The organism is Flavobacterium plurextorum (genome assembly GCF_002217395.1).
Classification (GTDB): Bacteria; Bacteroidota; Bacteroidia; order Flavobacteriales; family Flavobacteriaceae; genus Flavobacterium; species Flavobacterium plurextorum.
Window position 1 is genome coordinate 269,738 of sequence record NZ_MUHD01000003.1, and the last position, 17,290, is coordinate 287,027.

The 17,290-nt window shown below is 35.7% G+C and carries 7 protein-coding genes; all 7 read right to left on the bottom strand.

Annotated elements, in window-relative coordinates; all coding sequences use genetic code 11:
• Positions 1-153: 153 nt before the first annotated feature.
• The 7 genes from B0A81_RS02005 to B0A81_RS02040 all read right to left on the bottom strand — a co-directional run bounded on the left by B0A81_RS02005 (position 154) and on the right by B0A81_RS02040 (position 17,079).
• Positions 154-1,140, bottom strand: coding sequence for a pectinesterase family protein (locus B0A81_RS02005; protein WP_089056454.1), 987 nt, complete (start codon positions 1,138-1,140; stop codon positions 154-156).
• A gap of 223 nt (positions 1,141-1,363) precedes the next feature.
• Complete coding sequence (locus tag B0A81_RS02015) at positions 1,364-3,388, bottom strand: aceric acid hydrolase (RefSeq protein ID WP_089056493.1); 2,025 nt, start codon at positions 3,386-3,388, stop codon at positions 1,364-1,366.
• A gap of 123 nt (positions 3,389-3,511) precedes the next feature.
• Entirely contained in the window at positions 3,512-5,971 is a 2,460-nt protein-coding gene (locus tag B0A81_RS02020) for a pectate lyase family protein (RefSeq protein WP_089056456.1), read from the bottom strand.
• A gap of 6 nt (positions 5,972-5,977) precedes the next feature.
• Complete coding sequence (locus B0A81_RS02025; RefSeq protein WP_244281229.1) at positions 5,978-8,308, bottom strand: DUF5703 domain-containing protein; 2,331 nt, start codon at positions 8,306-8,308, stop codon at positions 5,978-5,980.
• Positions 8,309-8,567: 259 nt separating this feature from the next.
• The gene (locus B0A81_RS02030) at positions 8,568-10,001 is read right to left on the bottom strand and encodes a sialate O-acetylesterase (RefSeq protein ID WP_089056458.1); all 1,434 of its coding nucleotides are present in this window, start codon (positions 9,999-10,001) and stop codon (positions 8,568-8,570) included.
• Positions 10,002-10,204: 203 nt separating this feature from the next.
• Positions 10,205-13,657 (bottom strand): glycosyl hydrolase, encoded by a 3,453-nt coding sequence (locus B0A81_RS02035; protein WP_089056459.1) that lies wholly within the window; start codon positions 13,655-13,657, stop codon positions 10,205-10,207.
• Positions 13,658-13,746: 89 nt separating this feature from the next.
• Positions 13,747-17,079, bottom strand: a complete 3,333-nt coding sequence (locus tag B0A81_RS02040) for a glycoside hydrolase family 2 TIM barrel-domain containing protein (RefSeq protein ID WP_089056460.1) — start codon at positions 17,077-17,079, stop codon at positions 13,747-13,749.
• Between the last annotated feature and the right edge of the window lie 211 nt (positions 17,080-17,290).

The window sequence follows — 17,290 nt, forward strand, 5'->3', positions numbered from 1 at the left end:
AAACGTAAATTCTGACCAATACTTTTTATAAGTGTAAAATGAACAAATATTCAAAATTATGTTCAAATATCGTTTACCGTAAAAAACATTAAAATGTTGGAATGGTCAAACATTGTCGAAAAGGAAGATTTTTTTTATTGTTGCGTTCTAATTTTATTTACTGGGATTCCATCCGTTTAGAACTAAATCTCTATTGTATTTTTTAGCATCTGTTTTTTTTAGCTGATGCGACCACGCAGCTCTTTGAGACAAATCTTTTGCACTCGATCCTTTACTTCCCAATTCAGCATAATATGCTGTTTTATCTTTATCTGGAAATCTTGTATCAATCCAAGCATTCCAACCTTCTGGAATAATATGAGAACCAATATCAGTATTGATAAAAACAGTTTGAGCATAAGGTCTCCAAGGTCTTCCTAAAAACACTTTATCTACCTGTTTATCTTTAGCCGTAAGCTTACAATCTGTAAATACAAAACCATATGCTTGACCTTGCGGAGTTGAAGCTGCAGTAATATAAGAATTAGTCAGACTCTCAATCGTACATTTATAAAAATAAGCTGTTGCGGCACCAAAAATAAAATCGGTTGTACCATTTATAAAACAGTTCTCAAAATAAATGCGAGTGTTCCCTTCTGATAAATAAAGCGTATCCTGATTTCCTAAAAGATTACAGTTTTTAACAATAACACGATCACTTTTAATATGAAGTGCAACTGCCTGCCCTACTCTTCCAGCTGTATTTTCAACAGTAAGGTTTTCGAGCGTACAATCATTTCCTTTAATCAAGAAAGAATAAGAAGTTCCTGTTCCAAATTCTTTTTTGCCCGATGCATCAATTTCTCTTAGTGGTTTTCCCGAATAATCATCAAATGAAATAATGGTTTTATTTCTGTCAAGACCTTTTAAAGTAATGAATGTTTTAGAAACTGGAATCTCTAATTTTTCGACATACTTTCCTGGCTTTATAGTTATTACAACACGTTTTTCTGAATTGTCTTTTACATTGTTTATTGCTTCCTGAATGGTTTTAAAATCTCCAGAACCATCTTGAGCAACGGTTAATGCCAATTTGTTATCGAGCGTTTGGGCTGATATTGAAAGTGTTGTTATTAAAAATAGAGCTAGAATGTATTTCATATTGTTAGTTTAATTGATATTTAAAGTCTTGTTTTGTCATCTTGACGAAGGAAAGATCACACTCGAAATTCCCCAATCTTAATCTCCAATCTTTGTGAAGCTCCTAGTGCGATTCCTCGTTCCTCGGAATGACAAACTGTACGATTAATATCCGTGACAAAATTAAAAATCTGTTTTAATCCGCGTTTTGCTAAGGGACAATCCGTTTTATCAGCGTAAAAACTTAATGCGACATCCAAACTGTCATTTCGCCTTTTCCTTTATTTCCCCATGCAAAATAAGGAATCAATTTTACGGGTACAGCAGTTGCATCTTTAGCCGAAAGCGGTTTGTACAACGTTTTATTCCATGAATTGTCAGCGCTTATTACAGCTTCTGCATCAATACTGACTAAATTTCTATTATTTAAGGTGAAATTATTAGTTAAAAATTTAGAATTCACATTTAAAGCCACATCATTTACACTTGTTTTTGCAGGAAGCTGATCTGACTCTAAACAATACACCAAAGGTCCTCTTTTTACAGCTACCTGATTTTTAACTTCTTCTACTAACGGATTGGCTTGCATTAACTCAACCGGCATTGGAAGATTCAATTCGATGACATCTCCTTTTCTCCATTTTTGATTTAATTTCAAATACGTTCCAGAAATGATTTTATCACTAACCTTTGAATTATTAACTGAAACCGAAGCATTCTGACTCCAACCCGGAATTCTTAAAAAGAAATTCTGTAAATCTTTTGGTGCTTTTACAATTTTCAACGTTATCTTTCCGTCCCACGGATAATTAGTCTGCTGCTCTATTTCGATTTCTTCTCCACTTACATATTTAGTTTTTAACTGATTACTTCCGTATAAATTCACATACAAACCTTCTTTCGAAATATTGTAAGCATAATTTCCAACCTCGGCAATTGTTCTGGTTAAGTTTGGCGCACAGCAATTTGACAGTGCAATATAACCTTCACGCTCATTTCCCCAACGCTGGTGAAATGGCAAATCGTTAGATACATTCAGCGGATTGTTATACAAGAATTTTTCTCCTTCCAAATCCATTCCCGAAAGTACACTGTTATATAATGCCAATTCCACAATATCAGCATATTTGGCATCGCCTGTAATTTGAAGCATCCTCCAGTTCCATAAAACATTTCCAATATTGGCACAGGTTTCGGTATGAGCCGTAGCATTTGGCAACTGAAAAGGTCTTCCATAAGCCTGATGAATTTTCTGAACCACGGTTGGATCATAAGACGTTCCATCTGGCGAAACTCCATCGTATAAAGAACCGCAAGCGCCTGTAATGTACATTTTTCGATACGTTACATCATCCCAAATCGATTCTAGATTGTCTAGTAATTTCTTCTCTCCTGTTTCAGCATATAAATCGGCAACTCCAGCATAAAGGTAATTTGCTCTTACAGCATGACCCATTGCGGTTGTTTGTTCTCTAAACGGAATTCGATCTTGATTATCGTCAGTTCCGTCATTTGTAGTTCCTCTAATGTCAATTAAATTATTCGCTAATTCCAGATATTTCGGATTTTTCGTCGTTCTGTACATTTCGACAATTCCCATATAATGTGACGGACAAATTGCATTTCGAGCCAATTCTGGAGAAGCCTTTTTGTAGAAATCATACAAGAAATCGGCAACACCTTTTGCAATATCCAAAAAGTTTGTTTTTCCTGTGGCACGATAATGAATACAAGCTGCAGTCATCAAATGTCCCATATTGTATTTCTCAAAACCCAATTGTTTTTTTACTTCTTCAGGTCCCAAAGTTCCCCAGCGTTCATCGATTAAAACCGGCGTATGAACATAACCGTCTTTACGTTGTACTTTCGCAAAAAGCGCAATGGCTTTATCCATTTGCGCATCTAGCTTTTTATCTTTGGTTACGGCATAAGTAGCTGCCATTCCTTCGAAAATCTTATAGAAATCGCCATCATGAAAAGATGGTCCTTTAAAAGTTCCTTTGCTTATCCCTGCCGCAATTTCGAAGTTTTTATAAGCATGCGAAATCTCATCGTTATGATACAAATCCCACATATAAGGCAGTGTATTTTTGGTTTCTACATCAAATTGTTCTTTCCAAAAACCATTTGTCCATTTTACATCTTGCAGTCCTACACTCTGTAATTTAGAATACGGACTTTCTGAATTCGCAACCAAACCTTTATTCTGTGCAAATACTCCAGCACTAACAAATAAAAAACTAAGGGAAACATTTAAAAAATTTTTCATTTTATTATCATTTTGAACCATATAAGAAATATAAGTTCATTTAAACTAAACTTTATTGAACTAGAACCACATAGCATTAAGTCAATCTTATAATTTCTTATATCACTTATATGGTCTAATAATTTATTTTACAAAGAAATTAATAGTTCTGCTCATTGAATCTCCATCAGCATCTTTTACTGTTACTACGAAAGAAGCAAATCCTTTATCTAAAGCCGTAAACTGAATTTCTTTTCCTTTTAAACTTACTTTTCCGTTTTTTAAATCGGAGAAAGTGTAAACTGGTTTACTTTCATAACCTTTGAAATAATCTCCCGCATTTAAAACCTTTTTCTCTCCTGAATTCACAAAATAATGAGGCTGCGCAAGCCAGTCTAAATAGTTATCCAACTGTGTAAATCCGTCTTTATCTGTATCTTGATTTGCATCTGAAAAATCTCCGGCTTTCGAATTTTCGTTCAAGCCAAAAGTTTTTTCCCACCAATTTGGTAATCCATCATGATCTGTATCCCAATCCGCAGGGCGAGTTTCTGATGCAAAATTTGGCCATCCTCCAGCATCCTGTTCGTTATCGATCATTCCGCCTAAACCGCTTTTACTTCCTTTAAAAGTAAAAGTTCCCTTTAAAGTTTCGTCTACAATTCGGTTGTCGTGTTTGTCAAAAAACGGCTGATTTGCCCCAACATCTGAAAGTACATTTTTGTAAGCTGCTTTCGCCGATTGTGTTGCTACATAAGACGGGAAAAATGGCTTATCTACAAAAGTTTCATATTGTACCATTTCTTTATTTGTAATAGTCATTTTTCTTCCTTTGTCCTGAGATTTCTCATCAAAATAACCAGGCATTATATTACCATTAAAATAATAACGCTGCATTCCTTTTCCAACACCTTCATGCTGTGCATTTAGCGCTACAAATATTTTAGTCGAAGCGCCAGGTTTGTAATAATTATTTACAAAATTCACTTCGTTTGCGCCACCGTCTGTAGTTCTCTGCCCCCAATTGTAAACCACATTATTTGTAATATCCAATCGGCCGGTGTAATAACCATCACCGTTTAAACCACCGCCAATACTCCAATTTCTTCCATAATTATGAGCCAATAAATTATGATGAAAACTACCAATATCGCCGCCAATCGTAGCCGCAAATCCATGCATTTTTCCCGCAGGATATTTATCATGTCCTGCAACATTTAAAGCTTCCGAAATTAAAGTTCGCTGTAAAGTAATATGATGTGCACCACGTGAACTAAACGATTCATCGATTGTCCAGCTAATCGAACAATGATCAATAATACTGTAATCTGCACCAGTTAATCCCATTCCGTCAAAAGTAGTTCCGCCGCCAATTCTAACTTTTAAAAATCGAACCACACCATCATTTCCTGTTAATCCAATTGGCGCTCTGCTGATAGTAATTCCTTCACCCGGAGCCGTTTGTCCTGCAATAGTGATATAAGGTTGATTTGCAACTAATCTCGAAGCCAGTTTTATATTTCCCGAAACATTAAAAACGATCGTTCTTGGACCAATTTCCTGATTAATAGCATCACGTAAACTTCCCGGTCCGTCATCATTTAAATTCGTTACTTCAATTACTTTTCCACCGCGTCCACCTACTGCATAACGACCATAACCTTCTGCTCCCGGAAAAGCCAGCTGAGCAGGTTTAAAAGACCACACATTTCCTAACGTTTCTTGACCATTATTATCTACTTCATCGACTCTCCAATAATAAGTTGTTCCGCTGTATAAATCAGAAACTGAATATGATTTATCAGTCAGCTTACCTTTAAATTCTTTTGAAGCTTCAGTTGCATTTTCTACGGCATTTTTATCTATACCAAAATACAACTTATGAGATACCACATTTTTCACAGCATCCCATTTTAAGATTAAAGTTTTAGATACTTCAACATGTTCGTCTCTGTTTTTTGGTTCTGGAGTACGCGCCTGATTCATCAAATTTGGCGTATCAATTTCAAAACCATTAATCACAATTTGTTTTACAACATCAGGATTGGAAGTCGGATCGATTTCAAAACGAACAATTACATCTTTACCTTTTTCGGCGTTAAAAGTAATATACGCCATTGCTGCATCAATTTTAGCATTGGCTCTCTGACTTGCATTTACCGTTTCCTGAAGTTTTCCGTTTACGTAGATTTTGATAGGAGAAAAAGTTTTCCCAGTAATCACATCAAAAGCATTATGAAACGTCAAGAGTGTATGTTTGCCTGCTTTCAATCCACTGATTTTCAATTCTAAATTTTCAGCCGTAACCAAACCGTCACTTCCTAATTTATTATAAAACGGAGCGCTCATTCCAACTTTGTACCATTTAGAAGTAAAGTTTCCTTTTAATTTAAATGACACATTGTTAAATGCTTTTTCGGCTTCTTTTCCTTCATTAATCACCCACGAATCATAACTCGGATCATGAACTTCTTCCAGTCTTCTTTGAAAAAAATCAAAGTCGACTTTTACAATTTGTTTATCAGTATTTGAAACTGATTGTGCTTGTCCGTTTGCTGTCAAAAGCGTTGCCAACGCAAAAGAACACACTAATTTCTTTATCATTTTGGTTCAATTTAGTTTCGTTTTTTCTGTTTCAGATTTTCCTAACAGATTTATAATGTCTTTTTTTCTTTCTTCTGGAAGTACTTTCAAAACCTTCAATTCTCCATTTAAGAGTTCGGCTTCAATTGTAGTATTTTGTTTGGCATGTAATTTAAAATGAACATTCCAATCTTTTGGCCAAGCCGGAAAAAGGTAAATCTTCCCATCTGCTTCCTGTAGAAGCATTTCCTGCATGCCAATCATTCCTGATCCGCCCCAATTATGATCTGGAACCCAATCAAAACCTGGTCCCCAAAAAGCTGGAAAACGTCGGTCTGAATTCGCCATTTTTAATAGATTATATTTTTTTGCTTCTTCAGTTAATCCCAAACGGGCCGAGAAAATATTGTCTTGTTTCCAGCCAATATGACTTCTAAATTTTAAAGCATCCGGATCATATTTCCATGTGTTTAAAGCCGTTTCTAAATCAGGTTTTCCAACACCGTAAATTCCCCACGGATAAACAGGATACAATTGCGGAACCTCAGAATTATTAACCCGTTCCCACGTTTTTGCAGGAAGTAATACTTTATGATTTTCGATTTGTCCAAAATTTAAAGGCGGGATTCTTGTTTGAAATCCTTTTACATATTCTAATTCTTCTTTTGATAATTGTTCCGAAGAAAGATGCAAAAGATTTTCTGTAATTACCTGTAAAGCCGAAATTGTGCTGTTGGCATTATATGTCATTTTATAAGTTTCAGCGCCAGAGCCTGGATATAAAACTAATTTTCCATTTCCGTCCAATGATTTTCTTCCTCGCTGTTTTGCCAAATATTGATAATGTTCATCAAAAAAGCGCAGACAGCTTATGATAAATTGATTGTATTTCTGAATATCTTCTCCAGCATATTCTTTCTGCTGCAACATCATTTGGCAAAATTCAAAAACAGTGTCCCATTCATATTCCAGCCATGCATTATATTCCATTCCCGGATCGTAATCTGCAGGACGTTTCCATTCGTATTCAGCAGGATTTGGCAAGCCGAAGTTTTCTAATTGTTCTGTAAAAGATGCGCCATTATGATTCCAATATACTTTGCTCCTTAACTCGGCATTTTTCTGCAAACTCAAATAATAATTCAACTGCGATTTCATCATATCAAAATCACCGCTTTTGACCATCGGAAAATAAACCAGCCTTTGGTTTTGAGCCGTCATTGTTCCTCCTCCCCAATTTCTGAAATCGGGTGTAAAATCCAAGGCTGCATTCGTAAAAACAGGATCAACTGTAAAAAGTCCGCCGTTAAATTTTGTTGGATATTTTCCGTAAGCATTACATCCAAGCATATATCGGAACAACTGATAATTCTGTCCTATTTGATACACTGAATCTTTTGCAGTAGAATTGGTTTTCTGAGTAAAAATAAAACTACGGTTCCAGAAATTATTCCACCATTTTATTGTGTTTTTCTCAGATTGTTTTGAAGTATTTTTGTCGCCTGAAATCTGATTTTTCAATCCGTTATTCCAAGTATTTAAATCCGATTGACTGGTATTTAAATAAAGCTGTAACGAATGTTTTTTGGATGGTTTTATGCTCGTTAGATTAAACCCTTTAAAATCTGTCGATTGGTATTTTCCTAAATACGTTCCGTCAGGTTTTAAATTATCACCCGTCATAAATCCACCAAAAGTCAGATTGCCAATCGGGTTCAGCATTTGGTCTTTTACCGATTCCATTTTCTGCTGTTTCACTGCAACATCAAAAACAGTATTTTCTCTGTTTTTGTGGTAGAATTTTATACCGTTATTTTCAAATGAAATAGAATCTTTAAACGTTACAATATCTCCTTGAGGTGCCCATTTATAAGAATTGGCATTATTGGCTTTTCCTTTTGAATCACGGTTTTTATAACGCCAGCTTTCATAAGAAGCCGTCATTTTCAGCGAAGTTTTACTCTCTAAATCAATATGAATTACAGGTTTAAAAACATCGACCCAAAGTTTAATTTTAGCGTTATTTTGAGCAATTATAATGTAACCGTCTTTCAAAACCAATTCCTGACGGAAACCTTCATTATCCTTAAAAGGATTTGGAGTTAAAGTAATTTTGACACGACCTAGTTTTAATAAAGTATTGTGTTCATCAAAAGTTCCGCTGCGCGAAAAATAGCAATATAAATCTCCCTTTTCTACCCAAACATTCAAGCCAATATCGCCGCCGCCTAAAGGCATTGATTCTGAAGAATTATTGCTCTGTGAATTCCAAATAGGATTATAATTTTCAAGCGCAGGAATTTGTGCTTTAACTAAAAGCGTTGAGAAGAGAAAAAAGAAAATTATTGTATTTTTCACACTTATTTATTTAGACGTAAAATTACACAAAAATGGAGTACCACTTTCTATTTAATATTTTATACTATTTAATACCTTTTTTCTTTTTTGCTTACCATTCCGACTTCTGTCGGAATGATAAACAGTCTTCTTTTGCTCAGGAAAGACAATGCCAATTTAAAAAATCTGCACGTTCAATCCAGAAGAACTTTTTTTAACTAATCAAGTAATAACTTAAATGAACTGATTAGACTAAATAAATTATAAAAGGTTTAATCGATTACCATTCATCTGTACGAAAAGATGAAACTGGCAAACCTCCTGCACTAAACAATTCTGCTTTTGCAAAATCTTTCCATAAATAGCGTACTGCAACTGGATTCTTCACTTTATCAGCAGTTAAAACCACTGATTTTCTGCGAACAACCGTTTTTGCAGGATAGAAAATTTTATCTTCTCCCGCAATTTCAAAACCTAAAACCTCTTTATCATAAGACGTAATTCCGTTGGCTGCATCATCAAAAGAAACCGTAACTGAACCGTCTTTTATTTCCATAGATTTATATTTTGGACTCTCAAATTCGAAACCTTCAATGCCGTACGTTTTTGCCAAAGCCTGAAAAGCCAGTCTATTTCCGCCTTTTTCTTTGTCCATTGGATGAATGTTGTTTTCTTCACCAACATCCATTAAAACAGCCATTCCAGAATTTAGAATTTCCTTTGAAGCTTTCAACTGTGCTTCTCTTATATAAGCCGAATTGTATTTCTCTAAATAATCTTTTGGATGAAATGATGCGTAATTAAAGGGCGCGATTTGAGCATAGTAAAAAGGAAAATCTCCTTGTTTCCACAATCCTCTCCAACTGCTGACCATTTTTTTCATCAAAGCCGTATATTCAGAAGCTCTTTCGTAATTCGATTCGCCCTGATACCAGATACAGCCTTTGATTCCGTAACCAATTACAGGCGAAAGCATTCCGTTAAACAATGTCGTTGGAACACGATTTGGATCTTTTGCCAATTCTTCTTTTGTTGTCGGAATTTTGGCACTTGCAAAATCTTTCAGCATTGCTGCATTCATCCACGCTTCCATACTTGAACCGCCATACGAAACATGAATTAGTCCAACTGGAACGTCTAAAACTTCCTGCAAAAGCGATCCAAAATACCAAGCTGTTGCACTAAAATTAGAAGTTGATTTTGGAGAAGCTGTTTCCCATTTTCCTTCAAAATCTTGCAAAGGTTCTAAAACTGTCGCTCTAGGAATCGTAATCAAACGAATATTTTTATTGGTTGATTTTACGATAATTTCGTTTCCATTTTTAACGGGCTGTCCCTGAAATCCTTTTAACGGCATTTCCATATTTGATTGTCCAGAACACAACCAGACTTCACCAATTAAAACATTCTTGATCGTAACTTTTTCAGTTCCTTCTAAAACTTCAATTGTAAACGGACCGCCAAATGATGGTGTCTGCAATTCCGTTTTCCATTTTCCAGAATTGTCTGCTTTTATCTTGTAGGTTTTAGAATCCCATGATGTTTTTACAGCAACATTAGCATTTTTCTCTGCCCATCCCCAAATTGGCGCATTCGCTTTTTGCTGCAGCATCATGTTGTCCGTAAACAATGCCGGCAATTTAATTTTGGCATTGATATGGTAACTTCCCAAAAGCAAGAAAATCACAACAATAAATTCTTTTAAATTTTTCATTTTTTTTATTTTAATCTATATTTCAACGCATTAAATTCTTTGTCATTTATATCCATCGGGTTAAAACCCGACGCTACAATATGAATCGTTCCTCCGGAACTTTTACATTATACAAGAGAGCCATCAGCTCGAAAAATATTGTAGTGCTGGACTTTAGTCCAGTTTATAATAACAAAAAACAATACGCTTGGTACATTTTATAGCTATTTCTCTTTCATAATCGTAACTGGTCCTAACAATCCCGCTTTTAACAACGGTTCACCTTCCAATCGATATGCCGCATTAGTCCATGTTAAACGCTCTTCTTTTGGTAATTTTTGATCGCCCGTTAATCGGTTTGCCCAAGTATTTGTGATTTTGATTTCGATTGTATTCTTCCCTTTTTTCAATGCTTGCGAAATAGCGGTTTTAAAAGGAAATGTCCAAAGTGTTCCGCAATCTTTCCCATTGATTTTGACTTCGGCAATATTTGCAATTTCGCCTAAATCAAGCCAGATTTTATTGGTGTCTTTTCCTTTCCAAACAAACTCTTTTTTATAAACTGCAGTTCCCGAATAATATTTAATCTGATCATTATCTGAATTACTCCAGTCAAACAGTTTGTTTGTTTTGATAACTTCTTTTGGTCCCTTAAATGCTGCATCAAATTGTAATTCCCAGTTTTCATCTAAACTCTGAACTATTTCAAATTCAGGACTTTTTTTGTGATTTTCAACCAGAAGCTCTTTTATTTCATCTTTAAAAATTACAAAACCAGATTCATTACCGTCTAAAGTAATCGATACAATTGTTCTGTCATTTTCAATCATCCATTTTGCTGTATCCGAAGTTTTATCGGTTACAGGATTGTACCAAACGGGAATTTTTCCTGCGATTCTGAATGATGCTTCAAAAGAACGTTTTTCTGCTTTTTGATTGGAAATGAAATAAATATCTTCTGTATCTGATTTGCGATGCGTCCAAGCTAATGTTTCTGAATCAGCTCGGTTCAAATTTGGAAAATAAACATCTTGCGAGATCCCAATTGACGCAAAATCATTTTCTAAATACGGTAATTTAATAACCGTTCCTTTTCCTATTTTCCATGATGATGCATTGGAATTATTCCAGATTTCACCAATTATATGCTGCCATTTTTTAAAATCTTCATTTGATTGTAAACCCGGTTCTAAATTCGGTTTTTCATCTACAAAAATCGTTGCGCCGTCTTTCACCAACTGCAGGATTTTTTCGGTGGAAGCCAAAGAAAGCAGCTTATTTGGTGCCATTTTATGACTTCCCGGAAATAATAAAGCTCCGTATTCAATTCCGCCTCCGAAAGAGATTTTTCCATTCTCCACTTTAGCTCGATTTATTAAAACATCTGAGTTGAATGAGTCATATTGATAACCGTTCATGGCGTTAATCCATTGTGATAAATCAGTTGAATTTTTAGAAAAACTCACCTCTTTTGGCATCTTCATGCTTGGCTGTCCTTCATTTTTCAAACGAATTGCTTCACTTTTTACACGTTCTTCTCCGAAAACATTCGGAATAAAAGGCACTAAACGATCTGGAAGTATGGAACGAGATGGTAAATCTTCTCCAATAAAAACAGCTAAATCTACAGCAGGTTTTCCTTTCTGCAGCTGAAACTGTACTCTTTGGCAATACTCAAACCAAGCTTTTCCGGGTTCCCACCAAGTTTGGTCTCTTTGAAAATAAGTTCCAATTCCGTCTAAAGTCATTCCGGGCTTTCTGTCCAGCCACGGATTATGTACAAAAACGTGATAGAAAAAACGGTTGATTCCGAGCGCATAATTCCTGTCGGCAATCACTTTTAGATTTCCAGGATGTTCGTCCCAATCCATTTTTAAAGCTGTAAAAGCTTCTGCCTGAATAATATCTTTCCCGTAAATATGTCCGCCTGAAATAGCATCCAACATATCGTTTGGTTTATCATGCGTTGGGCTTTTCAGCCAAAACTCACCACTTGGATAATCGATGTATTTAAAATGCAAAAGTCCGTCGCTCATCATAGTTGGAGCCACATTTTCTGAACTGAATTTCACATTCGCATCGTCAGCAATCTGTCTCAAAGTGCCGAAGAAATTTTCGGCAACGAGTTCTGAAATCGTTTTTCGAATATCGTATAAAACTTTCTCCGAAGTCTGAATATCTTTTACAGGAATTCCCGCCATAACCGGCAGATAATCTACAATATCATAACCTCTTCGCGTTTTAAATTCGTTTTGAAAAACAGGCGACCAATTTTGGCTTCCACATTCCCAGCTGTCCATATGCAGGATTCTAACCACTTTTGATGCTAATTCCGGACCTGCAACTCGAAGCATTTCTCCAAACCAATGATCCAGCTGAAAACGAATGGCTTCGGCATTAAATTTATCAACTTCTAATCCTCTTCCCGCTCCTGCCGTTGCATTTTCATGTCCTGTTGAAGTATGCCCAAGACGAATGATTCTCCAATTTGCTTTCGCGGAAGCTTTCCAATTTAAAACACCGTTTGCATCAACAAACTTCGAAATATTGATCATTTTTAATGGATCGATACAGTCCGTAATGCCGATTTCTTTTTCGGTGACCTGCGGACTCAATCGCCAAATTGCTCCCGATTTCCCTTGGTAATTATCAATTAAAGGTTCGTTTGACAAATAGATTTTTGCCACCTTTAAACCTTGGTTCCATTTTGCGGGGTCTAAATCTTCTGCGCCCGGTTCTGTTCCTTCAGGATCGTAAACGAATCTAAAATACTTTGCTTTTGTGGGAACAATACTGTGCGTATAAAATGCATCAACATCCTGCCAGCCGTGACGCGGCGTTGTTAATCTTCCTAAACTTCTAAAGTTTTTTCCGTCATCGCTGACTTCAATTAGTAAACGATGTGCCTGATAATTATTTCCTTTAGTTTCAATTTGAATGGATTTACATAAAAATGGTTCTTCAAATTCATACTGAATCCAGCCTTTTTTTGGCATTCTAAACAATCCATCTTTATCTGATGAACTTAAAATAGCAGCATCAGATTCAGGATTGGTTGATGTTATTTTTGGACGTTTCTTATCAGATGTAATGAAGCTTTCTTTTACAGGAATGGCAAACGTCGCAATATCTTTATAATAGTCTTTGTAATGATTTGGAACGGCTAATTTTAAGTTTTTAAAGTTATTTCCGCTTAAGATTGTATCTTTCCAAACTACTTTTTGCATTGACATTTCGGGCGTTATCCAAGGTCCTCCGGCAACGGCAAAACCATCGGCAGGATGAAATCCAATTTTAACACCAACTCGATCTGCTTCGACTAAAGCCCAACGTACCAAATCCCAAAATTCTTTGCTTAACTGCAAAACTGGCGGATTCATCAATGGCGGATTTGCAGGACCTTTAATGGTCATTAAATACGCACCTTCGATACCAGCTCTTTTCATCGCTTCCAAATCTGCAGTAATACCTTCTTCAGAATAGGCACTTTGCATCCAATACCAATACGTCCATGGTTTTGAGGATTCTAAAGTAGGCTGAAAAAGGGTATTTTCTTTTTTATGGATTTCCTGTGCGGAGACAAAGCTTGCAAGAAGCAAAAAGATAACAGTCGAAAGTTGGAAAGTCCAAAGTCGAAAGTCTTTTTTAAAAAGAAAAAATGGTTTAATACAAGGCATTTTTACTATTGTTTACTCGTTTGTTGTGTCAATTCGATCCCGAGGCTTCGGGATCGAAATGACAAACTGCATCTTTTAATTTTTAATTACTAATATTTAAACTTCTTCAAACTACTTTCTAACTGATTTGTTGAACCATTGAAAGGTGTTAAATAAAAACTATATTGATAATCTCCAGATTTTATCTGATATTGTTCCAATGGCTGTGCTACCAATGTCCAACTGTCGTTTCCTCCTACTCCCATTTGGATTAAATCAATATTTACAGTCAAAAATCCTGGGTCTTTCAAATCATACGTATGACCTGCCGAACTTAAGTTTTCTTGAGTATACGGCCAAGCACTCATGCTTAAAACTTTTGAATCGTTTACAACCAAAAATCCTTTGTTTTTCTGCGGAGTTGTAAGCGCCATCCATCTCACATCACATCTGTTTCCGTTTTCTTGAGGTTTTGGATAATGTTCGATAAAGTCATTAATTGGAAGCGAATATTTCCCAACAAATGAACCAAAACTTCTATCGCTGTAATTTTCCAATTCTCCTTTTCCGTACCATGAAATCTGATCAAATTTTCGCTGAACTCCCATTTGCATACCAATTTTTGGAATGTTTGGCAGTTTGTTTGATGCTTTTAAACTGTAATCTACTTTAATGATTCCGTTTGGATTGATTTTGTAAACGATTTGTACTTGTGCACTATCTTTTATAACCTCATAATTACTGGTAACAAATATTCCGTCAATCGCAGTTGCCATTTTAGTGCTTACCAGTTTTGGTTTTGCTTTATACCATTGTTTTAAAAGTTTTTGCGATTTCCATCCTCTTTTATCATTATCCGTAAGCGGTCTTACAAAGTTAGGAAGCAAAGGTGCAAAAACTTGTTCTTCGCCATTAAAAACATACGAACTTAGAGCGCCATTTTCCTGACTAATTTTAACTTCAAAAGTCTTTCCTTTTATTATAAAATCAGAATCTGTCTCTGTGCCTTTCATTTGAAGATTGCTTTCTTTTCCAAAACCTGAAACAACGTTCTTCTTTTTCAGCAGAAACTGATCTTCCGCGACAGCGTAACCTTTTGATGCCCAAAGCTCATCTTTTGAGAGTTGGAATTCTATATTCAGAATATATTCAGCATCATTTTTCATTTTTGGCAGATACGAACTAATATCTAAAGTTATAGATTGTCCTGCGTCTACTTTTAATGGTTTTAAGATCTGAGTTTTGATAACATTTCCGTTTTCTAAAACTTTTAAAATTGGAGTATAAACTTCTAAAGATTTAACTGCCTGACGATTTTTGATTTCTAATTTATTACCATTTAAAGTCGAAATTGCTGGCTGATACACCCATTTATTTTCAAAAATAGAACCTTTTGGTTTTCCGTTAGAATCTACAATTCCTTTTGTATTGAAATTTCCGTCGTGGTATTTTTCTCCAAAATCACCTCCATGAGCAAAATAATTCTGACCTGATCTTGAATCAAATTTTACTAATCCTTGATCTTTAAATTCCCAAATACAACCTCCAATAACTCTTGGCAGTGAACGGAATTCATCCCATAATTCTTTTAGATTTCCAACTGAATTTCCCATCGCATGTGAATATTCAACGAAAATAATCGGTCGTGTATCTTTCTTTTGATCTACCAAAAATTTCGGAGTGAAGACACCTGGATAAAAACGGCTGACCATATCGACGTACGAATCATCCTGCGGATTTTCGAATCGATAAGCGTGATCGATTGTTTTAGGATATCGTGGATCAAGGGGATCAATATATCCGTCTAATTTTGCATTTCCCTGCGCTGGTTCATAATGAACTGGACGTGTTATGTCGAAATCGTGAACCCAACCCGACATTGCTGCATGATTTGGCCCCTTTCCACCTTCGTTACCCAAACTCCACATAACAACCGATGGATGGTTTTTATCTCTTTCGACCATTCGCGTCATTCGCTCCAAATAAGCATTTGTCCAAAGCGGATCGTTACTTAATTTTCCGCCAATTCCGTGCGTTTCTTGATTGGCTTCGTCCATTACCATAATTCCGTATTGATCGCATAATTCGTAGAAATAAGGATCGTTAGGGTAATGGCTTGTACGTATAAAATTGAAATTGAACTTTTTAATTGTAGTAATATCTTGCTTGATATCTTCTCTTGTAACCGCTTTTCCTCTTGTTGGATGATGATCGTGGCGGTTTACTCCATAAACGTAAGTTTCTTTTCCGTTGATGAGCATTTTTCCATTCTCTTTCGAAAATTCAATTGAACGGAAACCAACTTTACAGCTTTTGGCTTCAGTAACATTTCCGTTTTTATCTTTTATCGAAATGACCATAGTGTATAAATTCGGCTCTTCTGAACTCCATTTTTTAGGATTTTTGATGTTTTCCTGAAAGAATCCAAAACGGACATTATCCAAACGAGGATAACTTTCATTGATTAAATCAATAACAGGTCTTTGAAGCGGTTCTTTGAAGATTGCCGTATTATTGGCATCATACAACTGAACATTCATTGTATAATCTTTAACTTTTTCTCCTGTTAAATTTTCAACTCTCGGACGCAGTTTAAAAATAGCATCTGTATATTGTTTATCTAATTTGGTTTGGACAAAGAAATCCTGAATACGCAATTTTGGCTCTGCCATAATGAAAACTTCACGCTGGATTCCGCTCATACGCCAGTGGTCCTGATCTTCTAAGTAAGAACCATCTGCCCAACGAATTACCTGAACTGAAACCACATTTTCTCCTTCTTTTAAATAAGGTGTAATATCAAATTCGGATGGTAGAAAACTGTCTTCGCCATAGCCTAAAAATTCTCCATTTAACCAAACCTGAAATCCTGAACTTACTGCTCCAAAATGCAATGTAATGGTCATATCTTTCCAGTTTGCAGGAATGGTAAAACTGCGCTGATACGAACCAACTCCGTTATAATCTTTAGGAATATACGGCGGATTTATTGGTCTAAACGGATAAACGGCACTTTTGTAAATTGGATTATCGTACCCTTTCATTTCCCAATTTGATGGTACTTCGATTTTATCCCATCCTGAAACAGTATTTTTATAGAAATCTTTTGAAGCTTCTTTTAGATTTACGGCATATTTAAAATTCCAATCGCCGTTTAACATCTGAATTCGGCTTTTGGTTCTGTCACCTTTTAAAGCGTCTTCTACAGAAGTATAAGAATAAGCAGTTGCTCTGGATGGCTGTCTATTGATGCTTGTAACTGTTGGATCTTCCCAAGGCGCAAACTGATATTTTTTATGCAATTCTGGAATTCCTGCAGGTTCTCCTGTTACGGATTGGGCCTGTGTGTAAGTTGTTAGAAGTAAGATGAAAAATGTGAATACCGATTTTGGTATCGAAAATCGAAACCTTGAAAAGTTATTATTTTGAATTGGCTTTAACATTATTTTATTTTTAGTTTTTTTGTCATTTCGATCCCGAAGCCTCGGGAGAGAAATCTTCGCACGATATTCTACAAAGATTAGTAACCATCCTGTGCGGAGCTACTTGTGGAGATTTCTCTCCCGAGGCTTCGGGATCGAAATGACAAAACTGTGTCTTTATTTGTTTTTGTGTAATTAAACCTGACAGGTTGAAAAAGTACTGTATCTTAAT